This is a genomic window from Croceibacterium selenioxidans (genome assembly GCF_018599195.1).
Classification (GTDB): Bacteria; Pseudomonadota; Alphaproteobacteria; order Sphingomonadales; family Sphingomonadaceae; genus Croceibacterium_A; species Croceibacterium_A selenioxidans.
This window is the reverse complement of sequence record NZ_JAHFVK010000001.1, coordinates 1,807,316-1,829,787: the sequence shown is the minus strand read 5'-3', so window position 1 is coordinate 1,829,787 and position 22,472 is coordinate 1,807,316. Positions and strand designations below refer to the sequence as shown.

At 64.3% G+C, this 22,472-nt stretch carries 16 protein-coding genes; 3 read left to right on the top strand and 13 right to left on the bottom strand.

Annotated elements, in window-relative coordinates:
• Positions 1-51 precede the first annotated feature (51 nt).
• Positions 52-2,022 carry a glycoside hydrolase family 3 protein gene (locus KK137_RS08940; protein WP_214535819.1) on the top strand — a complete coding sequence of 657 codons (1,971 nt, stop codon included), beginning with the start codon at positions 52-54 and terminating at the stop codon, positions 2,020-2,022.
• Here KK137_RS08940 and KK137_RS08935 read toward each other — a convergent pair.
• The 9 genes from KK137_RS08935 to KK137_RS08895 form a co-directional block, all read right to left on the bottom strand.
• Positions 2,019-3,686 carry an alpha/beta hydrolase gene (locus KK137_RS08935; RefSeq protein ID WP_214535814.1) on the bottom strand — a complete coding sequence of 556 codons (1,668 nt, stop codon included), beginning with the start codon at positions 3,684-3,686 and terminating at the stop codon, positions 2,019-2,021. The genes KK137_RS08940 and KK137_RS08935 overlap by 4 nt on opposite strands.
• 85 nt (positions 3,687-3,771) lie before the next feature.
• The gene (locus tag KK137_RS08930; protein WP_214535812.1) at positions 3,772-5,265 is read right to left on the bottom strand and encodes a tryptophan halogenase family protein; all 1,494 of its coding nucleotides are present in this window, start codon (positions 5,263-5,265) and stop codon (positions 3,772-3,774) included.
• Positions 5,262-6,308, bottom strand: a complete 1,047-nt coding sequence (locus KK137_RS08925) for a cupin-like domain-containing protein (protein ID WP_214535810.1) — start codon at positions 6,306-6,308, stop codon at positions 5,262-5,264. The genes KK137_RS08930 and KK137_RS08925 overlap by 4 nt, the downstream gene beginning before the upstream one ends.
• A gap of 1 nt (position 6,309) precedes the next feature.
• Positions 6,310-7,023, bottom strand: a complete 714-nt coding sequence (locus KK137_RS08920; protein WP_214535808.1) for a SapC family protein — start codon at positions 7,021-7,023, stop codon at positions 6,310-6,312.
• A gap of 101 nt (positions 7,024-7,124) precedes the next feature.
• Complete coding sequence (locus KK137_RS08915; RefSeq protein ID WP_250893632.1) at positions 7,125-10,178, bottom strand: TonB-dependent receptor; 3,054 nt, start codon at positions 10,176-10,178, stop codon at positions 7,125-7,127.
• Between the two features lie 314 nt (positions 10,179-10,492).
• Complete coding sequence (locus KK137_RS08910) at positions 10,493-10,861, bottom strand: response regulator (protein WP_214535804.1); 369 nt, start codon at positions 10,859-10,861, stop codon at positions 10,493-10,495.
• A gap of 174 nt (positions 10,862-11,035) precedes the next feature.
• Positions 11,036-11,455 (bottom strand): DUF6152 family protein, encoded by a 420-nt coding sequence (locus tag KK137_RS08905; RefSeq protein WP_214535802.1) that lies wholly within the window; start codon positions 11,453-11,455, stop codon positions 11,036-11,038.
• A gap of 69 nt (positions 11,456-11,524) precedes the next feature.
• Positions 11,525-12,385, bottom strand: coding sequence for a hypothetical protein (locus KK137_RS08900; protein WP_214535801.1), 861 nt, complete (start codon positions 12,383-12,385; stop codon positions 11,525-11,527).
• A 29-nt stretch (positions 12,386-12,414) separates the two neighbouring features.
• Positions 12,415-14,313 (bottom strand): outer membrane protein assembly factor BamB family protein, encoded by a 1,899-nt coding sequence (locus tag KK137_RS08895; RefSeq protein ID WP_214535799.1) that lies wholly within the window; start codon positions 14,311-14,313, stop codon positions 12,415-12,417.
• 456 nt (positions 14,314-14,769) lie between these two features.
• Between KK137_RS08895 and KK137_RS08890 the strand changes: the two genes are divergently transcribed.
• Both KK137_RS08890 and KK137_RS08885 read left to right on the top strand, forming a co-directional pair.
• Positions 14,770-15,294, top strand: a complete 525-nt coding sequence (locus tag KK137_RS08890; RefSeq protein WP_214535794.1) for a DUF6644 family protein — start codon at positions 14,770-14,772, stop codon at positions 15,292-15,294.
• A 12-nt stretch (positions 15,295-15,306) separates the two neighbouring features.
• Complete coding sequence (locus KK137_RS08885; RefSeq protein WP_214535793.1) at positions 15,307-15,816, top strand: hypothetical protein; 510 nt, start codon at positions 15,307-15,309, stop codon at positions 15,814-15,816.
• A 345-nt stretch (positions 15,817-16,161) separates the two neighbouring features.
• On the opposite strand, the gene KK137_RS08880 is transcribed toward KK137_RS08885, so the two are convergent.
• From KK137_RS08880 to KK137_RS08865, 4 genes are all read right to left on the bottom strand, one after another.
• Positions 16,162-18,285 (bottom strand): outer membrane protein assembly factor BamB family protein, encoded by a 2,124-nt coding sequence (locus KK137_RS08880; RefSeq protein ID WP_214535792.1) that lies wholly within the window; start codon positions 18,283-18,285, stop codon positions 16,162-16,164.
• A gap of 30 nt (positions 18,286-18,315) precedes the next feature.
• Complete coding sequence (locus KK137_RS08875; RefSeq protein ID WP_214535791.1) at positions 18,316-19,953, bottom strand: carboxylesterase/lipase family protein; 1,638 nt, start codon at positions 19,951-19,953, stop codon at positions 18,316-18,318.
• Positions 19,954-20,180: 227 nt separating this feature from the next.
• Complete coding sequence (locus KK137_RS08870) at positions 20,181-21,302, bottom strand: hypothetical protein (protein ID WP_214535786.1); 1,122 nt, start codon at positions 21,300-21,302, stop codon at positions 20,181-20,183.
• A gap of 126 nt (positions 21,303-21,428) precedes the next feature.
• Positions 21,429-22,472 (bottom strand): hypothetical protein, encoded by a 1,044-nt coding sequence (locus tag KK137_RS08865; protein WP_214535784.1) that lies wholly within the window; start codon positions 22,470-22,472, stop codon positions 21,429-21,431.

The window sequence follows — 22,472 nt, the reverse complement described above, 5'->3', positions numbered from 1 at the left end:
GCAGCGCAGATGTTCGCTTCCCGAAGGGCCAGCCCGGAGGGAAGAGGAAAGATGACGCCTAACTCACTGCGGACGAAAGCCTGCACGGCGCTGGGGTTGGCTCTGGCCGCAAGCTGCGCCGTGTCGGCGGCAGCGCAGCCCGAGATAGGCCTGCGCTCGAAGCCTGCGATCGAAATCGACGGCCGGACGTTCCGCGATCTCGACGGCGACGGGACGCTCTCGCCGTTCGAAGATTGGCGCCTCGATCCGCACCAGCGCGCCGAAGACATCGTGACGCGGATGACCCTGGCAGAGAAGGTCGGCACGCTCATGCACTCGACGCTCCCGGGCGTGGGCGGGACGCTGGGGCGGTCGGACAGCTACGATCTCGAAGCGCTCGGAAAGCTGGTGCGCGACAAGCATGTGACCAGCTTCATCACCCGGCTGTCGATCGCCCCGGCCGATCTCGCACGGGCCAACAACACCGTGCAGGAGCTGGCCGAGACCACCCGGCTTGGCATCCCGATCACGATCAGCACCGATCCGCGCAATCACTTCCAGTACGTCCTGGGCGCGGCGGAGAACGCCAACGGAGTGACGCAATGGCCCGAGCTCCTGGGTTTTGCGGCGCTGCGCGATCCGGCTCTGGTCAGGCAGTTCGGCGACATCGCCCGCAAGGAATATCGAGCCGTCGGCATCCACATGGCGCTTTCGCCGCAGCTCGATCTCCTGACCGAACCGCGCTGGCCGCGCGGCACCGGGACCTTCGGCAGCGACCCTGCGCTCGTCAGTGAACTCGGCGGAGCCTATGTCGCCGGGCTCCAGGGGGGAAGTGCCGGTCTGCAACCCGGCGGGGTGATGACCGTGGTCAAGCACTGGGTCGGCTACGGCGCGCAGCCCGAGGGGTTTGACGCGCACAACTACTACGGCCGCTTTGCCCGGCTCGATGGTCAGCTGGAACGGCACGTCGCGGCATTTCGCGGTGCGCTCGATGCCAAGGCGGCCGGTGTCATGCCGGCCTATCCGATCCTGACCGATGTCGCGCTCGACGGCAAAGCGCTCGAAGCGGTCGGGCCGGGTTTCAACCGCCAACTGCTCGAGGGGCTGCTCCGCGGGCGCGAGGGGTTCGAGGGGATCATTCTATCCGACTGGGCGATCACCCGCGACTGCGCCGTCGGCTGCAGCGCACCCACGCCCTCGGCTCCGCAACTGCCGCAAGAGATCGCCACGTCCTGGGGCGTTGAAGGCCTGTCGGTTGGCCAGCGCTATGTGAAGGGCCTTCAAGCGGGGCTCGACCAGTTCGGCGGGACGGACGAGGTCCAACCCTTGATCGACGCGGTGAGCAGGGGCGAGGTATCGGAGGCTCGGCTCGACCAAAGCGTGATGCGGATCATGCTGCCCAAGTTTCAGCTCGGCCTGTTCGACAATCCCTACGTGGCCCCCGAGCAGGCGGCGCAGACTCTGGGCGTCGCCGACGACATAGCGCTGGCGCGTCGGACCCAGCGCGAGGCGCAAGTCCTACTCCAGAACCGCGGCTCCTTGCTGCCGGTAGCGCCTGCCGGGAAAAAGGTCTGGCTCTTCGGCATGGCGCCGGAGGCGGCGAAGGCGGCTGGCCTGACCGTTGTCGACGATCCCAAGCTGGCCGACTTCGCCATCGTCAGGGCGGAGACCGCCTCGGAAATGCTGCACCCCGATCATTTCTTCGGCAGCCGCCAGAAGGAAGGCAGGCTCGATTTCCGCGACGGCGACCCGGCCTTCGAGGCCTTGAAGCGGGCAAGCGCCAGCGTGCCGACCGTGCTGGCGATCTTCCTCGACCGGCCGGCAATCCTCACCAACATCCAGGACAAGGCAGCGGTGATCCTTGCCAACTTCGGTGCGGACGACGCGGCGGTGCTCGACGTCATCCTCGGCAAAGCCAGCGCGAAGGGGCGGCTGCCGATGGAACTCCCCCGTTCGATGGAGGCGGTCGAGGCCCAGAAACCCGGCGTCTCCGACGATTCAGCCGATCCGCTCTATCCGCGCGGCGCGGGTATCGTCGGCTAACTGCCGGCCCGCTGTCGGGTCTTGAGAGTGGCGCGCAGCTTGGCAAGCCCATCCTCGGTCCAACCGGTGGGTTCGGTGACGGCAACCCAGGCGTCCAAGTAGTGCTCGGCCGCGAACACATGTCCGGTTCCGGGCGGCGTGCTCATGCCGGTGATCATGTCGACGCCCAGTTGCGTGAAGGTGACCCCCGGGATCCACACGAACGAGGGCGAGACGTCGGGCGCGCGCTGGCCCCGCATCCACTCCGGCTCGCGGTAGAATGAACTGGGCTCGAAGAAGGTGATCGGATCGCTGCCGTACTGCAGGTAGACGATCCGCATCGGTCCCCAGCGGGCGCCGGGCAGGTTCAACTGGTTCTCCTGATTGGTGAACCGCACGATCGAGCCATCGCGGAAGCGCGGCAGCCAGACTGGCGATCCGGGCTCGCGGTTCCGGGTCGCCGAGTTCCACAGGGGGCTCGGGAAGGGCGGTCCCGCCCAGACCGCGCCCTGGATAGGATCCTCGATCACGTCGAACAGGTCCATCGAGCTTTCCGAGCTCAGAGCGCCGAGGCTCAGCCCGTAAAGATACAGGCGAGGGCGGCTCTCCTTGGGCAGGGCCTTCCAGTGGTCATAGACCTGGCGGAACAGGGCCCTGGCGCTATCGCTTCCGTAGTTCGGTTCGACCAGCAGCGAGAGCCAGCTGGCGAGATAGGAGTACTGGATCGCCACGCTCGCCACGTCACCCCGGTGCAGGTACTCCAGCGTGTCGATCGCAGCGGCATCGACCCATCCGGTGCCGGTCGGGGCGATCACCACCAACACCGATTTATCGAAGCCGCCGACGCGCTCGAGCTCGGCGAGGGCGAGCCTGGCCCGCTGGTCCACCGAGTCCGCCGAGTTGAGGCCGGCGTAGACCCTGATGGGTTGCTGTGCCGGACCACCGGTCAATTGCGCGATATCGTCGATCGAGGGACCCGACGCGATGTACTCGCGGCCCTGGCGGCCCAGGCTGTCCCAGGCGATCAACGACGCGGTGCTTCCGGTCTTGAGGGTCGAGGTCGGTGCGGGCGCCTCGCGCTCGATCAGGGCGTCGAGTTCACGGAACGAGGAATCCATCATGTGCAGACCGGTCCGGAATACGATGCCGGTCACGACCGCCCACAGAACGACGGCTGCCACGAGCGCGCTGAGCAGTACCGTGACCTTGCGGGGGAAATGCCGGTCGAGCCACTTGGCGGAGCGGCGGAACACGATCCTGATACCCATTCCGCAGAGGAACAGCAGGCCGAAGGTGATCACGCTCACCAGGGCCACCGTTATCGAGTTCCAACGCGACCAGGGCTCCATCCCGAACAGCGTGCGAATGTCGTTCTGCCAGCCCATCGAGAGCCAGAGGAAGACCACTGCGATCAGGGCCAGGACTCCGACAATGATCTGCCAGCCGCGGGGATGGGCAGGCTGGACCGCATAGCCAAGGTAAGTCCACAGGCCGCGCAGCGCCAGGCCCAGGACATAGCCCGCGGCGAGGCCAAGCCCCGCCAGGACACCGAGCAGCAGGGGTGGGCGCGGAGTCAGGCTCGGAGTGAGAGACGCGGCAAAGAGGAGCGTCCCGATGGCAAGGCCGAACAGGGACCTCCCAGCGAGCCAGTTTCGGATCGGCAGAACCCTGAACTTTCCGGCCATGCCCAAACTCTATGAAGCGGCCTGACAGAATCCATGGGGGTAATTCCGGATAGGGCTCGGGACTTTCCTCACACCGGTTTCGCCGTCATCCTTCCTTAGGTGCGCAGTAACTGTCGATGAATTGCTGGTGGCTCTGCATCGTGGCCACGCGGTTTGCGACCATGCGGCTGGCGTCCTCCATCGTCTGTTTGAGCCGCCCATCCTTCATCAGGGCGCCGACCCGATTCCAGCCCTGCGGTGTCATGCGCTGGCCGAGCAGGACCTGGATCCAGCTATCGACGCGGAAGATCTCGTTGGTCGACTGCCAAGCCTGGGCGCCCTGGGCGAAGGCTTCCATTCGTTCGCGCAGGGTGTCGGGGACGTCGAGGTTGCGCATGTACTGCCAGAAGCTCGTGTCGTCGCGCTCGGTCAGGTGGTAGTGCAGGATGATGAAGTCGCGCACTCGCTCGATCTCGTTCTGCGACAGCTCGTTGAAACGCTCGCGCTGGGCGGCACAATCGGGGCTGAACGGGAACAGCTGAAGCAGGCGGGTGATGCCGATCATGATCAGGTGGATCGTGGTCGATTCCAGTGGCTCGACGAAACCCCCGGCGAGCCCGATACCCACGCAATTGCCGACCCAGGCCTGGCGGTGGCGACCTGTGCGGAAGCGGATCGGGAAAGGATCGCGCAGAGGGCGACCTTCCAGCGTGGCGAGGAACTGATCGAGCGCCGGCTGGGCCTCCATATGGTCGCTGGCGTATACGAACCCCGCACCCATGCGATGCTGCAGCGGGATGCGCCACTGCCAGCCCCCGCCGTGGGCGATGGCCCGGGTATAAGGGTAGGCGTCGCCCACGCCCTCGCTCTGGGTGGCCCAGGCAGAGTTAGTCGGGAGCCATTTTCCCCAATCCTCGAACGGCGTTCCCAGCGTCTGGCCGAGCAGCAGCGAGCGAAATCCGGTGCAATCGATGAACAGGTCGCCGGTCAGGCGGGTGCCGTCCTCCAGGACCAGCGCTGCAATGTCGCCGCTCTCGCCATCGCGTTCGACATTGGCGATCTTGCCCTCGATCCGGGTGACGCCATCGTTCTCCGCGATCCGGCGCAGGAACTTCGCATAGAGGCTGGCGTCGAGGTGATAGGCGTAGTTGAGCTTGGGATCGCCCTTGAGGTCCATCCGGTGCAGCCGCGCGGCCTCGTGCTCCAGGTAGTACTGGCCGATCTCCCCAGCCTCACCGCGAGCGCGCGCCTCGAGCCAGAAGTGCTGGAAATCGGCCATCCATGTCCGCATCGGCATGGTGCCGAAGCTGTGCAGGTAACGGTCCCCGTCGCGGGCCCAGTTCTCGAACGATATCGCCAGTTTGAAGGTCGCCCGGCTCGCCCGCATGAAAGCCTGCTGGTCGATCTTGAGGAACTCGTGGAATGCGCGCGCGGTGGGGATGGTCGACTCCCCGACGCCGATCGTGCCGATCTCCTCGGATTCGACCAGCGTGATTTCGACCAGGCTGCCGAGCTGGCGCGCCAGCGCAGTGGCGGTGACCCATCCCGCGGTGCCGCCCCCTGCTACAACAACGCGGCGTGGTGCAGGGCGGTCGGTCATCGTTGCAGCTTTCTGGTCACGAGGGCGCGCAGGCGCCGAGCGAGAGTGTCATCGATCGGGGCGAGGGGCCCCTGGGCCGCTTCGGGCAAGTGCTGCCGAGGCTTGTCCGGGTCGCCGAACACGTAATAGTCGAACAAGTTGCGCCAGGCGGCCTTTTCGTCCGCCGGCCTGTCACGCAGCGACAGGAGCGCGTGAAGCAGCGTCACTTGCGGACTGTCGATGTAGGCGGGGACCGCGTTCCACCAGAAGTTCACCAGCGCGTTGAAGTCGTCCAGCGCCTCGACGTGGTGCCACCACATCGCCGGATAGACCAGTACGTCCCCCGGCTCCATCTCAGCCACCACGGCCGCCTCTAGCGCGCGGGCGAAGCCGGGAAAGCGGTCGAGGTCCGGCGCGGCGAAGTCGACCATCGAGATGACCTGGCCACCCGGGGTCGGTTCGAGAGGGCCGGGGTAGAGATTCGCCGCCTGTTGCGGGGGGAACAGGGTGAAGCGCCTGTGCCCGACCGCGCAGACGGCGATGTTGTGCGAGTAGTCGAAATGGCAGGTCGCGGTCGTGCGATTGCCCAGCCATACCGAGGCCAGTCCGGGGTACTTGGCGAGATCCGGATGAATGGCGGCCAGGTCTATCGCGATCTTGTCCCGCAAGCCGGGGAAGTAGATGCCGAGATCGGTCGAGCCGACATAGATCGAGGGTGCCTCTGCCTGGCCCCGCAGCGACAGTATCTCTTGCAGCACAGTGTCGAGCGGTTCGCGCGAGGCGGCGAAATTGAAACCATCGACTTGCGGAGTGTAGGAGAACCGCCCTTCGATTTCCGGCACGCCGCGATAGACGACGACGGGCTGGCCGGACCAACCCGCAACCAACATCCCGGCGGCCTCCTGCGGCGAAGAGAGACCCGCCTCGACGAGAGGCCAGGAGGCTGCGGCGCCTTTGAAAAGGATGGGATGCCCGGAAGCGACCACCTCGTCCCATCCTGCACCTTGCGGAAGCGGACCTTCTCGGGTCTCCACAGGGCGGCTGATGAGCGTAGTGTCCCCCATATCAGGCCGTGACCGCGAGTTTCCGTTGCTTGCGAGCGATCAACCGCTGCATCGTCCCAAGCGATGAAGCGGCGAAAATGGCCACGTCCAACAATCCGGCGGCGTTAAGGCGCGCAAGGCTTTCGCCATCGAGGGCAGCAATCTTCTCCGCCGTGACCGCCAGGTAGCCATCGAAATCGATGGTGGAATGCGCGTTCAGCCGTACTTCCAGCTTAACCTCTTCGATGAGGCCAAGTTCGGTGAAGAGCGATGCCATGGTTTCGGCGGCCGCCGCGCCGGCGCTTAGCGTTCTGAGCGCGGACAGGGCGGCATTGAGCGCTGGCGCGTCGCCACCGTGGGGCTTGAATACGGGATCGCCATCCTCTCCCTCGGCCGCGATGCGCGGGTGGGAAAGGTCGACGTTGATCACCGCTTCCCCCTCCGAGAAGCCGACCTGGAACGGGCCGCGGCGATAGAGGGCAGGGATATAGGCGGCGTCCCACCGAGTGCCGTCGAGAAACAGGTTCTCCTCGCGATCGAAGCCAAGAATGGCGACAGGCTGGACCTGACCTTCCTGCAGCCGCGCGAAGAGGATCGGGTATTCGCGCTGCACCTCCTGGAACTCGCTGGCGAAGACCGCGACCTGGTTCACCGCCTCGCCAAAGTGCGAGCCGTGACCCCGGCGGAGCCTGAGGGCGGCATGTTCGACGTTATCCAGGCGGACTGAGGTACTCATGGCGATGATCAACTGTGTTGCAGAATTCGACGCGTCAGCAAAGCGAAAGGCCGTGCCTTGCGGGCACGGCCTTCCCCCTCACCATACCGGTGACCGAGTGATCAGAACCGGTAGCGTGCGCCGAAGTAGAAACGCCTGCCCTGTTCGGTGATGAACCACGGCTGGTTCTCCGTGCGGGCAAAGGTCTTCGTGCTCGATTCGGTGATGTTGATCGCCTCGAACGAGAGCGCGATGTTCTGGGTCACATCGTAGCTCAGGTTGAAGTCGAGCTGGTCATACGGGGCCACGAACACCGGGTTGCGCGAACCGCCACGGCTGTTGTTCGACAGGTACTTGTCGCGCCAGTTGTACGCCAACCGGGCAGAGAACCCGTAGTTTTCGTAGATCAGCGTGACGTTTGCCGTGTCGGACAGGCCGAGCAGGGCGAACTGGTCGGCGCTCGGGTCGGCCAGGATGTCGTAACCGATATCGCCGTTCACCATCGTGTAGGCGCCCGAAATGCCGAAGCCCGTGGTGCCAAGGAAGTACTGACCGGCGATTTCGAGGCCGTAGATGTGGCCTTCCTTGTTGTTGACCGGCTTCTGCACCTGGAAGGTGAACAGCGGATCGGCGGCGTTTGGCGAAACGTTGTAGGCCTTGAGGACCTGGTCGACGAAAGCCTGGTCGAGCGCCCCGTTCGCGAAGTTAGCCTGGAACTGCGTGCTGGCGCCTGCCAGACCGACCTGGTCGATCAGGGCCGTCATCGTAAACAGGTTCACGTCGGACAGGTCGGCGCCAATGCTGCGGAGATAGGCCGCCGCATCACCCGACCGCGTTCCCGCCGCGCCCGAGCTTGGATCACGCAGGCCGAACAGTTCCTGGTTCTCCTGGCCGGTACCAACGAAGTTGCTCACGCGCTTATCGAAGAAGCCCGCCGATACGTAGCTGGTCGGGGCGAAGTAGTATTCCAGCGAGACGTCAAAGTTGTCGGACACCAGCGGCACGAGCAGCGGGTTGCCCGACCGGGCCGACGGCACGCCGCCGAGCAAGGTCGGACGGTTCGGGTTGTTCGAACCGATGTCGACGGCCGAGAACAAGGAACCGAAGTCCGGACGGGAAATCGTCTTGCCGTACGACACACGGCCCTTGAGCTCGCTCGTGAAGTCGAGTGCCGGCAGGATGTGGTCGTAATCGTTATCCGCCTCCACGTTGACGCTGTCTGGGGCGATGACCTTGGTGAAGTCGTTGTCAGCATCCCAGCGCAATTCGGAAGGCGGCGTGACCAGCGAGATCGAGGTCGAGTTCGTGCGTTCGTAACGGACACCGGCAACGATGTTGATCGGCATGTGGCTAAGCTCGGTGTTGACTTCGACCTGAGCGTAAGCCGCCCAGATCTGTTCCTTCACCGTATTGTCCTGCACGCCGTTGACGCTGCCAAAATTCGGGTACTCGTTGCCCAGCAAGGTATAGAGCTTGGTGGCATCGGCCCGGAAGGAGTTCAGCAGTGCACCGGTCGCCTGCGGGTCGAACTTGTTGAATTTACAAGGCAGGCAGAACTCCGACACCACGCCAGGGGCGAACTGTTCGACGTCGCCGATGTTACCCACGCCCCAGTCGCCGAGCGCCTGATAGGTGTCGGTGCGGGTCTGGTTCATGTCGTTGTCGCGATAGGCCGCGCCGAAGGTGACACGATCGTCATCACCCATTTCCCAGGCACCGTCGAAGCGGACTTCGACCGTATCCTGTATCTGACGCGAGGTCGTGCTACGCGCGACCTGCGAGCCCAGGTCGGGCAGGTCGAGAATGCCATTGGCATTGCCGTTGCCGCCGGTTGCGGGATTGTCGTTGAAGGTGATCTGCTGGACCGGGAAGCCGTCAATGACCTGCAGCGTCTGGCCGGCAACACCCTTCTGGGCAATGGCGACGAGCGTCGACGAATGACCGAGCGGATTGTTCGGAAGCGACTTTGCCTTCGAATAGTGACCGTCGAGGTAGAGGGTCAGGTTATCCATCGGCTCGTACTGGAGGTTGAGGCCGAACGAAACGAGCCGATCCTCGATCGCACGGTACTGCTGCTCGAAACCGCCGTCCTTGGCGCCAGAGATGACGTCCGTGATGGAGATGGCGGTCGCGACGGGTTCGCTGTCAAACACCACGTTGCTGAACGGGCGGTTGAGCCAGGTTGCCTGGTCGGAGCGTTGCTCTTCCGACTGGTTCTGGAAGAACGTCCCGTCGGCAGTGATCTGCAGTTCATCCGTAGGCTGGAATTGCAGAGTTAGCTGGCCGTTGATGCGCTCCCGCTTGAACTCCGAATAGTGCAGGCGCATGTCGTTCGGAATGGCCACCAGCGTGTCGCCGCTCGGCGCACCCGTCACCGTGGTGGTCATATCCTTGAACGGCTCTCCCGTTACCGGATTGATCACCGGATCGCCGTTGGAATCCACGCGAATGGCGGACTGGATGAAGCCGCTGTTGTAGGGATCGGAGAACGCCGAATAGCGGACGATATTCCAGTCGTTGACCGAGGCCGACGGCGCCGAGTTGTTGCGCCGCTGCCAGCTGCCGAACAGGCCGATGCCGAACTTGCCGTCGTCGCTGACCCAGTTGAGCAAGCCGGAGACTTCCGGCGTGACACGGGCGTAGTCGGTGTCGGTCGAGTCATAGACCGCCTTCGCGCCGATCGAGCCGCTGAAGCCGGCTTCGCCGTCCAGCGGCTTGCGGGTGACGATGTTGATCGTCGCGCCGATGCCACCCGAGGTGACCGAGGCGCGCGCGGTCTTGTAGACCTCGAGCATGCTTACGCCTTCGGTCGCCACGTTCGAGAAGTCGAACGAACGGGTGGTGCCCGAGACGAAGTCACCGTTCTGGTCTTGGCCGATCGAGGCGATGCTCGCGGTCGGGATGGCGCGGCCGTTGAGAGTGACGAGGTTATAGCCGGGCCCGAAGCCACGGACGGTAACCTTGGACCCTTCACCGTTCACGCGGTCAATCGAAACGCCGGTGATGCGCTGAAGTGATTCGGCGAGGTTGGTGTCAGGGAACTTGCCGATGTCTTCGGCCGAAATGCCGTCGACGACGCCATGCGATTCGCGCTTGAGGTCGATCGATCGGTCGAGCGAGGCGCGAACGCCGGTCACGACGATCTCATTCTCCGCGGGCGGAGAATCCTGCGCCATGGCGGAGTTAGCGCTAACAAAACAGGTCGCGATGGTTGCAATCGACGCCGAGCGAACGAGCGCGGACAATACCCTAGAACGGTTCATAGACATTCCCTCCCCTGGCTCGTGCCCTATGGGCTACGAGGCAAGCCGTTTAGACTTCGCAGGTAGCGCTACCAAAAGCCGGGTGCAGCTGTCAATCGGGCGTTAAGATGTCGGCTCATCTGCTGTGGAACTGATGCGGAAAAGCTGCACTTCGCGCGTCCGCGACTCCGGGACGCCGACACGTTTTTCACAGGGTAGGAGGGGCGTTACCGCAGCAGTTGCGGCCGTCAGCTCACCGTCACTAGCTGAAATCCGAGGTTATCGAGAGCTTTGCGCAGGTCCTTCAGGGTGTACGGCTTACGCACGTAAGCTTCCGTAATGGGAAATTCGTAGTCGGTTTCCCCCATCCCGGTTGCGTAGATCACCTTGAGGCCCGGAATAATCTCCTTGGCGACCCGGGCGAGTTCCCAACCATCTGTCATGCCGGGCATGCGGATATCGGTGAAGAGGAGGTCGAAGGTCTGGCCCTGGCGGAGGATCGCGAGAGCCTCGTCGCCGTCGTTGGCGGCAGTGACGTCGAAGCCGGCGTCGGTCAGGTCTTCGAGGGCTAGCTCCCGAACGAGCAGTTCGTCCTCAACTAGAAGGACGGAGCTCATAATGGCGTACCATGCATTCTATTTCCCCCACACGGCCACTTCGGATTGATGCAGGATAACGCCGGATGGTTCCCTTGGTTCCACGGGGCAAAAACCCTGATGGCCTGGCCTCAAAGAAAAAGGGGCCCGCGACCGGACTGGTCGCGGGCCCCCTTTCTGTAAGCGCCGTTTGGCTTACTGGCCGCCGCGCTTGGCAGCTGCAGCCACAGCTTCGGTCGTCGGGTTGCCGAGCGAGAGCTCGCGACCGTTCGGGAAGCGGATTTCGGCGGCGCTGGCGCGGGTGTCACCATCGCGAGCGCGGAACGCGTCGACGATGATGTCGGTGCCGGCCGGCAGCGAGTTACGGTTCCAGCCACGACGCAGCAGAGCGCTCGGCGCACCGCCTTCGACGCGCCAGGTGGTGCCGTCCTTGGTCTTCAGGTGAATCCACGAGTGCGGGTTAACCCACTCGAACTTCACCACCTTGCCTTCAAGCCGGATCGGCTTGTTGCGGTCGAACTCGGTGGCGAAGGAATGGTGGGCGACGGCGGTGCCGGCAGCGCTCAGTGCGAGCACTGCGCCAACCGCGGCGGCAGTCCACTTCTTCACGTGCATGTCTTAACTCCTTAAACTCTGTCTATGCGGGTCAAGTATTTATTATTCTTACGTTACGCGGACTGCTGCTTACTGCCCTTCCAGCAAGTCGCCATATAGCATGGGCTCGCTGAACGGTACGCAACGGAATTCAAGCAGCTGCGCGTTGGGCTCCATCCGCCGGTACAGCGGCATCGAGATGGTCCACGGCTTGGTGTACAGTTCCGGATCCTCGATCGTCGCGCTGTACTGGATCAGGTTGTCGTTCACCTTGGTGAAGCGCTCGGTGACGGTCGAGGTGTTGCTCAGGTAGTTACCGGCACGGTCGAGCCAGGTCACGCCGGCTTCCATTTCACCACCGGGGAGCTTCACGTCGCCCGGGCCGAGGGCCAGGGTGGTGACGACGAGGGTATCGCCTTCCCACTTGCCGTAGGAGGTGCCCATCCAGGTGTCGATCGGCGGGACTTCGACGTCACGCATCTCGACCACGCGGTTGGCGGTCGCATACTCGTAGACCATCAGGATGTCGTCGTTTTCGCCCTGAACGATCTGGAACGGATAGGGCATGTACGTCGCGCGCGGAATACCCGGGAGGTAGCAGGCCGCTTCGGGATCATGCTTTACCAGGTTGGCGCGGTTGTGGTTCAGGCGCTCGAGAGCCTCGGGCTTGTAGGGGATCTTGCCGCCTTCGACGACGCCCAGGCCCGGCTGGATAGCCGAGAGAGCGCCCAGCGCACGGCCGGCCTCGGGCAGCGGGTTCGGCTTGGCCGAGTGCGGCTCCAGGTCGTCGTTCGCGTTGTTCAGGACCTGCCAGATACCGTTGAGGTTCGGCTTGCCGCCAATCTGAGCCGGTTGCTGCGTCTGCTGCGCAGCTGCCGGCGTGAGGGCGGCGGTGCCACCTGCCATCACAAAAGCAGCAGCGGTGGCTGCCAGAACGGAAAATCTTTTCATCCCCAATAACCTCTCTCTCTTGGGTAACTCTATCGGGATAGCGAATAGCTTACGATAGTGCCACCAGCATTGATGGCGACGTATTGCTTGCCGCTGCGACCACGATAAGTCATCGGGTTCGCGTTGGCGTTGCTCTTGAGTTGCGCTTCCCAGAGTTGTTGTCCGGTCTGCGCGTCGAAGGCGCGGAAACGCCTGTCGTTGGTGGCACCGATGAAGACCAGTCCCCCGGCCGTAACCGTGGGTCCAGCGCTGCCGGAGTTACCCACCAGTCGCTTGCCTTCAGGCAGTTCGTCGATCACGCCCAGGGGTACGGACCACTGGATCGCGCCGGTGTTGGCGTTGATAGCGACCAGTTCGCCCCATGGCGGCTTGTAGCACGGCGCGCTTGGACCCACGCCGCGGCCTTGCGCGTCGTATTGGCCGGAAAGCGGCGCGCTGAACGAGAAGAACGGACCCTTGCCGTCGACGCTGGCGCGGTCGTACGGCTGGTCGGTGTCGTTCGCGTCGAAGCTGTAGCTTTCGCTCGATTCCTTGCGCTCGACCCACCCGACCAGCGAGGTGTCCTGCGCGTTGACGTAGACCAGACCCGTCGTCGGATCGGCCGCGGCACCACCCCAGTTCACGCCGCCCGTTCCGCCCGGAAGCTGGATGGTCGAACGCGGCGGGGTGCCGGCCTGGTGATACATGAAGGGCGTGAACAGGCCGAAGTTCAGATAGCCGCCGGCCTTGTCCCACATCGCGCGGCAGGCCGCAGCATGTTCCGGCGTCGTGTCCTCGGCGTCGACGATGTCGTCGAACGTCAGTGAGACGCGGCTTAGCGGTGGCGTGTTGACCGGGATCGGCTGCGTCGGGTGATAGTATTCACCCGGCACGTCACCCACCGGAACCGCGCGCTCTTCGACCGGCAGGGCCGGTACGCCGGTTTCGCGATCGATCACATAGAACAGGCTCGACTTGCCGACGTGGGCAATGACCGGCTCCGACTTGCCATTGATCGTCACGTTGATCAGCGGCCCGGCGCTGGGCATGTCGGTATCCCAGATGTCGTGATGGACCGTCTGGTAATGCCACTTGTATTGGCCGGTCTTGAAATCGACCGCCACCAGCGAGTTGCCGTAAAGATTGGTGCCGGGGCGTTCGCCGCCCCAGTAGTTCGGAGCCGGACCGGAGATCGGCAGGATCACGATCCCGCGATCCAGGTCGACCGGGGCGGAGAAAGCCCACATATTGGTACCGGAGCGGCCCTTCCAGCCATTGCCCCAGGTCTCGTTGTGCGGCTGACCGGCCTGCGGAACGGTCTGGAATTCCCACAGCTTTGCGCCGGTGCGGACATCGAAAGCGCGCGGATTGCCCGGCACGCCGACCGGATTTTCGAGGGTGGCCGCACCGATGATCGCGACGTTTTCCGCGATCGTAACAGAGCCGCCGTAGGACACGCCCACGTCGATCATACCGTTCTGACCGAAGCCGGCGGAAGGCTGCCCAGTGGCCGCGTCGAGCGCGAGCATGGTCGTGCCGGCCATCACCAGGATGCGGGCGGGGGTCGAACCTTCGCCCGGCCAGTACCCAACGCCGCGAGTCGAGGCGTTGCGCGGTTGTTCACCGGCGGGCGGGATGGTGAAGACCCAACGCTCCTGACCGGTATCGGCGTCGAGCGCGACGATACGGTTGCCGGCGGGGAAGAACATCGTCCCTTCCACTACGACCGGCACGGCGGTGTTGAAGGACTTGAGCGGATATTCCCAGGACTGGGTCAGGCCGGTGACGTTCGACCGGTTGACGTCGTCGAGAGGGGAGTAGCGGGTGGCCGCGGGATCGCGGTTGATCGACTGCCAATCGCCGTCAGGAATCGCATCCTGAGCGATTGCGGCGGTGCTGGCTGCAAGCAGCAAGCCTGTCGCGAGCCTAAGGCTCTTTGCGACACGCATAAACGATCCCTCCCAAACAGTACGAATCCCAACGCATCGGACCGCGCATTAGCGGGCCCTCGTTGATTCTGTCCTAGGATCGGTTCTTGAATTTGACAATGGCCTCTCGCGTCGCCCTCCGTCCCACGATTGTCGCAGTTTGTATCATCGTAGCAGCGCCGCTTGACTTGCTGGCCGAGTCCTTCGATTTCGCGCGCGCCAGACATAGTCAATCGAAAGCGAACAGCCTGCGAACGACTAGGGCTTGGCGAGAAGGTTTCCGGGCGCTAGCGGGATTTGCGTTACGTCAAGGTGCGCAGGCTTCGCTCGTGTAACTGCGTTGTAACCGGACGGTTACCGTAATTAACTCGGCAAGTTTGCCGTCCGCTGTGCAGACAAGGGGTAGTGCCTCGCGCTGTGAGTCCGTTACCTCGGGCCTGCGAGTGGAAGGCAAATGCAGGGAGAAAGAGTTTCCTGATGGGCGACTTATTATATAATTTCACGCAGTGGCTCTATTCGACGCCACTCAACCAGTTCGCGCAATCGATGTCAGAGTCGGCGCTCTCGCTGTGGATCGTGGAGCGCTTCTGGGCGATTCCGATCATGCAGGTGACGCATATTCTGGGTATCGCCGGCTCGTTCGCGGCTGTGCTCATGCTCAACATGCGCGTTTTCAACCTCGCGGGCCATGCCACTCTGGCGGAGACTTCGGCGCGCTACACCAAGGTCCTGTGGTGGTCGCTGGCGGTGATCATCCTGTCGGGCGGCCTCATGCTGTTCGGCGACACCGTACGCAACCTGCTCAACTCGATCTTCTGGATCAAGATGGTGCTGGTCGTGACCGCGGTCCTGCTCGCGCTCGGATTTGCGCGCGGGCTTCGCCGTCAGAGCGCAGTTAACGACAGGGTCAGCGGCGGCACCAAGGCCCTCGCTATCTTCCTCGTCGTTCTGTGGTGCGTGATCATGCTGTGCGGTCGCTGGATCGCCTACGCGCCGTCCTAAGGGGGCTATTCGATGTATCCTGAACCTACAAATCTCTGGGAGCGGATCGAGTATTCCACGCTCGGGACGACCATTGCCGAATCGACCTGGATGTTCCCGGCGCTCGAAACGGCCCACGTCATCGCACTCGTCACCGTGATCGGCACGATCGCGCTGGTCGACCTGCGCCTCGTCGGCGTGAAGGGCCATGCCCTGCGCGTTTCGCAACTTGCCAAGGACACGCTGCCCTTGACCTGGGGCGCCTTTGCCCTGGCAGCGCTTACCGGCGGCCTGCTGTTCTGCTCCAAGGCGAGCAGCTACATGATCAACCCGTGGTTCCTCGGGAAGATGGCGCTCTTGGCCCTGGCTGGCCTCAACATGATGTACTTCCACATGACCACGTGGCGTACGGTCGAGCATTGGGAGCAGGACCCCTCGTTCCCGACGATGGCCAAGGTGGCCGGCTGGCTCTCGCTGGTCTTCTGGCTCGGTGTCGTGTTCTGTGGCCGGGCGATCGGCTTCACGCTCGGTATCTTCTACTGATTTCGGCCCCAGGCTGAAGCAGGAAGGCCGCCCTTCGGGGCGGCCTTTTTTGTGGGCCGCACAGGACGATTCGTGACGGGGCGACGCCGAGGTGGCGAGGGTATTCATGATCCGCTTCTCCAGATGAGAACAAAACGCGAATCAACCCATTATGCATGGAAGTGCTTGTAGGAAAGTGGTTTTTTTTGCGGAGTCAGCCCCTCCACCATCCGATGCGCGGGCGGTCCCCCTCCCCATGAGCTTTGCTCACAGGGAGGATCTTCTTCCGACCCTTCCTGTCGCATGGCGATGGGGAGGTGGCGGCCGCGCAGCGGCTGACGGAGGGGCTTTGGCTCGACCGCTCCGCTAATCGGGCAGCGCGAACACGTACAAGGTCGAGCTATTCACGGGAGGCAACTGCGTCTCCGGGATCACGTCGGGGATGCCGAACGCCAGCGGATTGCCGTGCCCGGTTACCATCGCGACGTACTGTTTTCCGTCGACCGAATAGGTGATCGGGGAGGCGTTCGGCACTCCGCTCACTCCGGTGCGCCACAGCTCCTTGCCCGTGGCCTGGTCGTAAGCGAGGAACTGGCGATCCATCCCGCCGGTGAACAGCACGCCGCCCGCCGTGGTGAGAATGCCCATGTCGAAAGTCTGGCGGCGGCGCGTTTCCCACAGGACCTTGCCGCTCTCCATGTCGATCGCCTGCAGGACGCCATAGTTGCCGTCGCCGTTGGGCGGAGGAGCGTACTGGATGTTGACGCCGGTGGTGAGGAAGCCGGGACCTTGGGCAGCTACCATGTCCATGCACACGTCGCGGGCATTGACAAACAGGTGGTGCGAATCCGGGTTGAACGAGGTCGGCGTCCAATTGCGTCCGCCACCGCCATGGGGACAGACGAATACCGTGCCCTTGTCGCGGCCCGGCACTTTGGCCGGATCGGGTGTTTTGTCGCCGGTCACCGGATCGATCGCGATGATGAAGTCCTGGATGCCCATGTCGACGGTCTTGATGTATTTTCCCGTCTCGGCATCGACGGCGTCGAACAGGCCTTCCTTGCCGCCGGTGATCACCACGCGGCGCGGTTTCCCGTCGACGTTGATCGTGCCGACTACCCGGTCGAAAACCCAGTCGAGATCGTACTGGTCGTTCTTCATGTGCTGGAAGTACCAGCGCAGCTTGCCCGATCGCGGTTCGAACGCGAGAGTCGCGTTGGTGAACAGCGCGTCGTTATTCTCGCCCGGCTTGAGATCGCGCAATGGGCCGGTGTCGTAAGTCTGCGCTACGCCCCACAGGGCCAGGCCCGTCGCCGCGTCGTAAGTGCCCGACGTCCAGACAGAGCCACCCTTGCGTTGATCTCCGGGCAGACCGTTCCAGGTGTCCCCTCCCAGTTGGCCGGGTTTGGCGACGGTTTCGAAGGTCCAGAGATGCTCGCCCGTCGCGGCATCGACGGCCACGATCAGGCCGCCCCCTGCAGCCTGGGTGGCGAGGCCCTGCATGATCACGCCATCGGCGGCGAGCGGGCCGCCGGGAATGCGCATGTCGGGCCTGTCGGTAAGCTTCACGTCCCACACTGGACGCCCGGTTCGCGCGTCCAGCGCGACCATGTGGTTGTCCGATGTCGCGGTAAAGACCTTGTCGCCATAGAGCGCCAGCGTCTTCTTGGACGAGAGCGGTGTCCCCTGCGGAACGCGACGCTGGTAGGTCCACAGCGAGCGGCCGCTGGCGGCGTCGAAGGCCAGTACGCTGTCACCGTAGCCGAATACGTAGAGCACGCCGTCGCGCACCAGGGGCTCGTTCATGTTGGCGCCCGGCGGCAGCGCTTGCGCCCAGGCGATATGCAGGCGGTCGACGTTGCCGGTGTCGATCTGGCTGAGCGGCGAATACCCTTGGCCATTATGGCCGCGCCGCCAGGTGAGCCAGTTCTCCGGCGCCGGGTTCGACAGCATCGCCTCGGTCACGGGCGTGTAGTTGGCGAAACGGTCGGGAACTTGCGGCCCGGGCGGAAGCGGATAGCGGTGCGACAGGCCGCCGACGCCTTGATCGACGCTCTGCGCCGCTTGCGCGGGGGCGGGGAGGGCGAGGCCCCTCATTTCGTCCGCTTTAATCACGCGCGACGGCTCGGCGGCGCCGTTTTCGCTCAGGATCAGCGCGGCGATCGCGGCGTATGTATCGTCGGGAAGTCCCCCGGCGTTGGCTGGGGGCATCGAGCGGTGGATGTAATCGAACAAGTCGGAGAGCGGAGCGTTGCCCCACTTGGCCAGGAACCCCGGGCCTTTGAGCGCCGGGGCGAACTGGCCGCCGGCCAGCGCCTCGCCGTGGCAGACGGAGCAATGCTCGGCGTAGGCGGTGCGGCCCAAAGCGACCTGCTCCGCTACGCCGGGCGTGCCCGACTGAGCCACCGCAAGGGTGGCTCCGCCCAGCAGGCCGGCGACAGCGCCGGCCCGCAACAAGGTGGAGCGATAGCTCCCGATTCTTCCCCTCATTGGCCCTCCCATTTTTGGGCCAGTTTGGGCTCAGTCTCCGCCGGCTGCAATCCCCAGCGGCTGTGCGACGCGTTCGTCGTACATGGCCTGGAACAGCTCCGACTTGGCCGGGGTGATCCACGGGCCCTTGCCCGACTTGTTGTCGGCGTCGAGGATCATCGTCTCGTTCGGGCCCAGCTCGGCCATGGACGGCCAGTGGGGCAGGCCAGGACCGTTCGGATCGCCGGTGCGGGCGAAGTTCACCCAGTACTGCGAGATCTGGTCGGCCAGGGCTTCCTCGCGGGGATTTCCGGCCATCTGCGTGACCGAGCTGCCGGCTGGGTAAGTCCTCGGCGCGGCGAGGTTGTCGAACGCATAGGGGATCTCGGCCGTGTGGCCGGCGCCCAGGTTCGGACGGCCCTCGTCATAGGGCGGTTCGTGCGTGAACCAGTAGGTCCAGGTCTTGTTGCCGGTCTTCGCCTGGCTGTCGGCGAACAAGCGCATATGCCAGGCCAACGTGTCGGAGAACGGCATCGGGGCCTGAGCAGCAGCTTCGGCGTCGGTGGACGCGGGGTAAGCCGCGCGGCCGAGGTCGACGTGCTTGCCCCAGCGCATGCCTTCGCCCTGGGTCCAGCTTGCCAGCGTGGTCGGCGGGCCGAACGAGCTGGTGAACGAGCCTTCGTTGGCGTTCGAGCCGGAGATCACGTCGACCTTGTTCTGGCGCCCTTCGGCGAAAGTGATCGACAGGTCTTCGGTGATGATCTTGCCGTCGACGATCATGCCCTGACCGCGGAAGTTCTTGGCGATGTCTTCGGCCGGAAGGGCGCGGAGGGCGGCGAGCGAGGTGGCGTTGATCTTGGCAGCCGCCTCTAGCGTGCGCTTTTCCATGTCGGCGAGCTTGGGCATCTGCGCGATGCCGAGACCCATCCAGGCGCCGCTCTGGGCGATCGCGCGCTCGAAGGTGCCCTTGGCGCCCGCTGCGCCGACGAGGCCGCCGTTCATCGCCGCGCCCGCGCTTTCGCCAAACAGGGTGATGTTGTTCGGGTCTCCGCCGAACTGGGCGACGTTGGCCTTGAGCCACTTGAAGACCGCGATCGAATCGCCGAGCGCCTGGTTGCCCGAAGCGCCGCCGCCGGCAGCGGTCAGCTCAGGATGCGAGAAGAAGCCGAAGGGACCGACGCGGTAGTTGAAGGTGACCATGACCACGCCCTTGGCGGCCAGGTTGTCGCCTTCGCTGAAGGGCGCGTTGCCGCCACCTTCGTTGTAGGCGCCGCCATAGAGCCAGACCATCACGGGCAGCTTTTCGCCGGCTTTCTTGGCCGGGGTCCAGATGTTGAGCGTGAGGCAGTCTTCGCTCATGCCGGTGAAGTTCGGGCTGTCGGTCGCCCCGTTCGGCGGGAAGCGTTGCGGGGCGGGGGGCTGGACGCAGACGTCGCCGAACTGAGTTGCGTCGCGCACGCCTTCCCACTTGGCGGGCTGCTGCGGCTGGGCCCAGCGCAAATCGCCCACTGGCGGCGCGGCGAAGGGAATGCCCTTGAACACGGTGACGCCCTCGACCTTGCCGGGCGCGCCCTGGACCTTGCCCTGCTGCGTTTGCACGGGACCGGACAAGGACTGCGCGCCAGCCATGACCGGCATCGCCAGCACCGCACAAGCCAGGGCTGCACGGAACGATTTCACTCTGTTCATTGGGCCTCTTCCCTATTCTTCTCGCCGCGCTCTGGGACGCGGGCCATGCCTAAAGCGACAGCGCCAACCGGGTCCGGCGGGCGCTGCGCTGAGTTACTGCAATCACTGACAAAACCGGGGCGAGGGACTGACCGCTTTCCGTAAGCATCGCCGGCAGAACCGGCGATGCTGCGTTTCGCGGGCCGCGCAGGTGCGGCATAGACGCTATCAGATCCCCGCCGTCCGACTTAGTGGGCGCCGCCGGCTTCGGCCGACAGTTCGGACTCCGACGCCTTTTCGAGAGTGCCGGCGCGATCCGCGGTGATGTAGTTGCGGACCTGCACGTTACCCTCGTGACAGGCGTATTCGAAGAAGCCGTAATCGTCGTTACGGGTCCAGTCGAGGCGAGCCGTGAACGGCGCGGTGAACACTTCCGGATCCGAATAGGTCATCTCGTAGATGATGTTGTCCGGTCCGGTGGGCGTCAGGCGCTCGACAACCTTTGCCTGCTGGCTGGTCGGGATGGTGTTCCATGGCGGAACGCCCATGGTCGCCATGTTGAGCGGCGAACCGTTGCGGGCAAAGGCGTCCTGCGTGGCGCTGTCACCAGACTTCAGGTTGGTGGTCTCGATCACCAGCGTGTTGCCTTCCCAGTGGCCGACGCTGTTACCCAGGTAGCCTTGGACGTTTTCCGGCCAATGTTCCGGATTCCCGCTGCGGATAGGGATTACGCGAGTCCCGAGCATTTCCAGCGCAATGGTGACGTAACCCGGCGACTGGTAGACACGGATGCCGTTGTTGTAGCGGAACGGCAGCATCGAGGCGGGGAAACCACGACTGATGCAACGATCCCAGCTGTCGAAATCGGTCACCCAATTGAACTTGGTGTTGGGCGTCCAGCTCGAACGGCCGGCCTTGTAGAGCGCTTCGGCCTGCGGCGTCAGCGCGGGTAGCTGGCCGTTTGCCGGTTCGACGAGCAGCGAGGTACGGCGGCCCGAAGCGTCGGATTCGACCCAGTGGCCCATGCCGATGCGGCCGGCCTTGTCTTCTGCGTCATAGGCCTGGTCCGAACGGTTGGCCTGCGCCTGGCGCTGGGCGAACTCTTCTTCAGTTAGCCAGAAGCGGTTCCCGAAATTGGCCGGGCGGTTCATCGGCAGGCTGGCGATGTTGTCGATCGGCCAGGTGCCGCGAAGGTCGGGGTCGCCCCACGAAGTCTTCTTCGGCTGGTAGTCGGTCGGGACCGGCGGCATCGTCGTCAGGTCGGCCGGAACCGCCTGGGCGGCAGCCGGGGCCGACGCGATCGACGACAGGCTCACCGCGGCGAGCATGGCGCCCGCCACGGCGGCGCGGAAGGAAAATTGGCGATTCATCTTGCGGGCTCTCCTGTTTGTCGCGCGCCTGCTCTCTCAGGGACGCGAAGCTTTTCTGAAATCCTGTTGTCTGACGTTAACACTGGGGTGGCGGGCCTTACAGACCTGCTCACGTAAAAATTTGTATCAGCGGGAACCCCCGCTGGCGGGCTGGGTTGCTTGCGCCCGCTCGGCACGCGAGGCGTTGATGTAATTGCGGATCTGCACATTGCCTTCGTGGCAGGCGTATTCGAAGATTCCGAAGTCGTCGTCGCGCTGCCATTCCAGGCGGGCGCTCCATGGCTGCGTGAACACGACCGGGTCGGTCCAGGTGAATTCGTAGATGATCGTGTCGGGACCGGTCATGGTGAACCGCTCGACCATCTTGGCCTGCTCGCTCACCGGCGTGTCGTTCTCCGGCGGTGAACCGGTGGTGCCGATGTTGGTGGCGGAAGGGCCCGGGCGGAAGTTGGTGGTTTCGACCACCAGCGTGTTGCCGGTCTCCCAGTGGCCCCGGCTCTCGCCCATCCAGTTGTGCATCTGCACCGGGATGCCGGGACGGCCGTCGGTCGGGATCATGCGGGTTTCGTGGACCATCTCCATCTGCAGGGCGACGAGGCCCGGCGACTGGAAGATGCGCCTGCCGTTGTTGTACATGAACGGGAACATCGAAGCCGGCAGGCCGCGCGTGATGCAGCGGTCCCAGCTGTCGAAATCGTCGACCCAGTTGAACGGCTGATTGCGGCGCCAGGTCGATTTCATCTCGCCCGAAAGGCGCTTGCCCTCCGCGGTGTATTCCGGAAGCCGGCCGTTGGCGGGTGAAGTGATCCAGCTCGTGCGCCGGTTGGCATTGGCCACTTCGGCCCAGTGACCGATGCCCATCGTGCCCTGCGAATCTTCGTTCTCGTAGCGCTTGGCGAGCTGCTGCACCGCCTGGTCGCGCTGCGCGAACTCCTCCTCGGTCAAATACGCTCGGTTGCCTTGCGCCGGATCGCGCTGCAGCGGCGTGCGGCCGTTGAGGTGATCGATCGGCCAACCTCCACGCAAGTCGGGCTCGCCCCAGGACGTGGTCTTGGCCTTGTAGTCCGTGGGAGCAGGAGGCACGACGGTGAGGTCGGCCTCCTGCGCCATGCCCGGAACAGGGGCCAGCGCGACTGCCGCCAGGGCAGCAAGCAGCACCGGCGCGCGCAT

Excerpts from the sequence above, each read along its gene's own strand:
- KK137_RS08865 (WP_214535784.1), bottom strand. The coding sequence starts at position 22,472 with ATGCGCGCGCCGGTGCTGCTTGCTGCCCTGGCGGCAGTCGCGCTGGCC.
- KK137_RS08870 (WP_214535786.1), bottom strand. The coding sequence starts at position 21,302 with ATGAATCGCCAATTTTCCTTCCGCGCCGCCGTGGCGGGCGCCATGCTC.
- KK137_RS08940 (WP_214535819.1), top strand. The coding sequence starts at position 52 with ATGACGCCTAACTCACTGCGGACGAAAGCCTGCACGGCGCTGGGGTTG.
- KK137_RS08895 (WP_214535799.1), bottom strand. The coding sequence starts at position 14,313 with ATGCGTGTCGCAAAGAGCCTTAGGCTCGCGACAGGCTTGCTGCTTGCA.
- KK137_RS08875 (WP_214535791.1), bottom strand. The coding sequence starts at position 19,953 with ATGAACAGAGTGAAATCGTTCCGTGCAGCCCTGGCTTGTGCGGTGCTG.
- KK137_RS08890 (WP_214535794.1), top strand. The coding sequence starts at position 14,770 with ATGGGCGACTTATTATATAATTTCACGCAGTGGCTCTATTCGACGCCA.
- KK137_RS08910 (WP_214535804.1), bottom strand. The coding sequence starts at position 10,861 with ATGAGCTCCGTCCTTCTAGTTGAGGACGAACTGCTCGTTCGGGAGCTA.
- KK137_RS08935 (WP_214535814.1), bottom strand. The coding sequence starts at position 3,686 with ATGGCCGGAAAGTTCAGGGTTCTGCCGATCCGAAACTGGCTCGCTGGG.
- KK137_RS08880 (WP_214535792.1), bottom strand. The coding sequence starts at position 18,285 with ATGAGGGGAAGAATCGGGAGCTATCGCTCCACCTTGTTGCGGGCCGGC.
- KK137_RS08885 (WP_214535793.1), top strand. The coding sequence starts at position 15,307 with ATGTATCCTGAACCTACAAATCTCTGGGAGCGGATCGAGTATTCCACG.
- KK137_RS08925 (WP_214535810.1), bottom strand. The coding sequence starts at position 6,308 with ATGGGGGACACTACGCTCATCAGCCGCCCTGTGGAGACCCGAGAAGGT.
- KK137_RS08920 (WP_214535808.1), bottom strand. The coding sequence starts at position 7,023 with ATGAGTACCTCAGTCCGCCTGGATAACGTCGAACATGCCGCCCTCAGG.
- KK137_RS08900 (WP_214535801.1), bottom strand. The coding sequence starts at position 12,385 with ATGAAAAGATTTTCCGTTCTGGCAGCCACCGCTGCTGCTTTTGTGATG.
- KK137_RS08930 (WP_214535812.1), bottom strand. The coding sequence starts at position 5,265 with ATGACCGACCGCCCTGCACCACGCCGCGTTGTTGTAGCAGGGGGCGGC.
- KK137_RS08915 (WP_250893632.1), bottom strand. The coding sequence starts at position 10,178 with ATGGCGCAGGATTCTCCGCCCGCGGAGAATGAGATCGTCGTGACCGGC.
- KK137_RS08905 (WP_214535802.1), bottom strand. The coding sequence starts at position 11,455 with ATGCACGTGAAGAAGTGGACTGCCGCCGCGGTTGGCGCAGTGCTCGCA.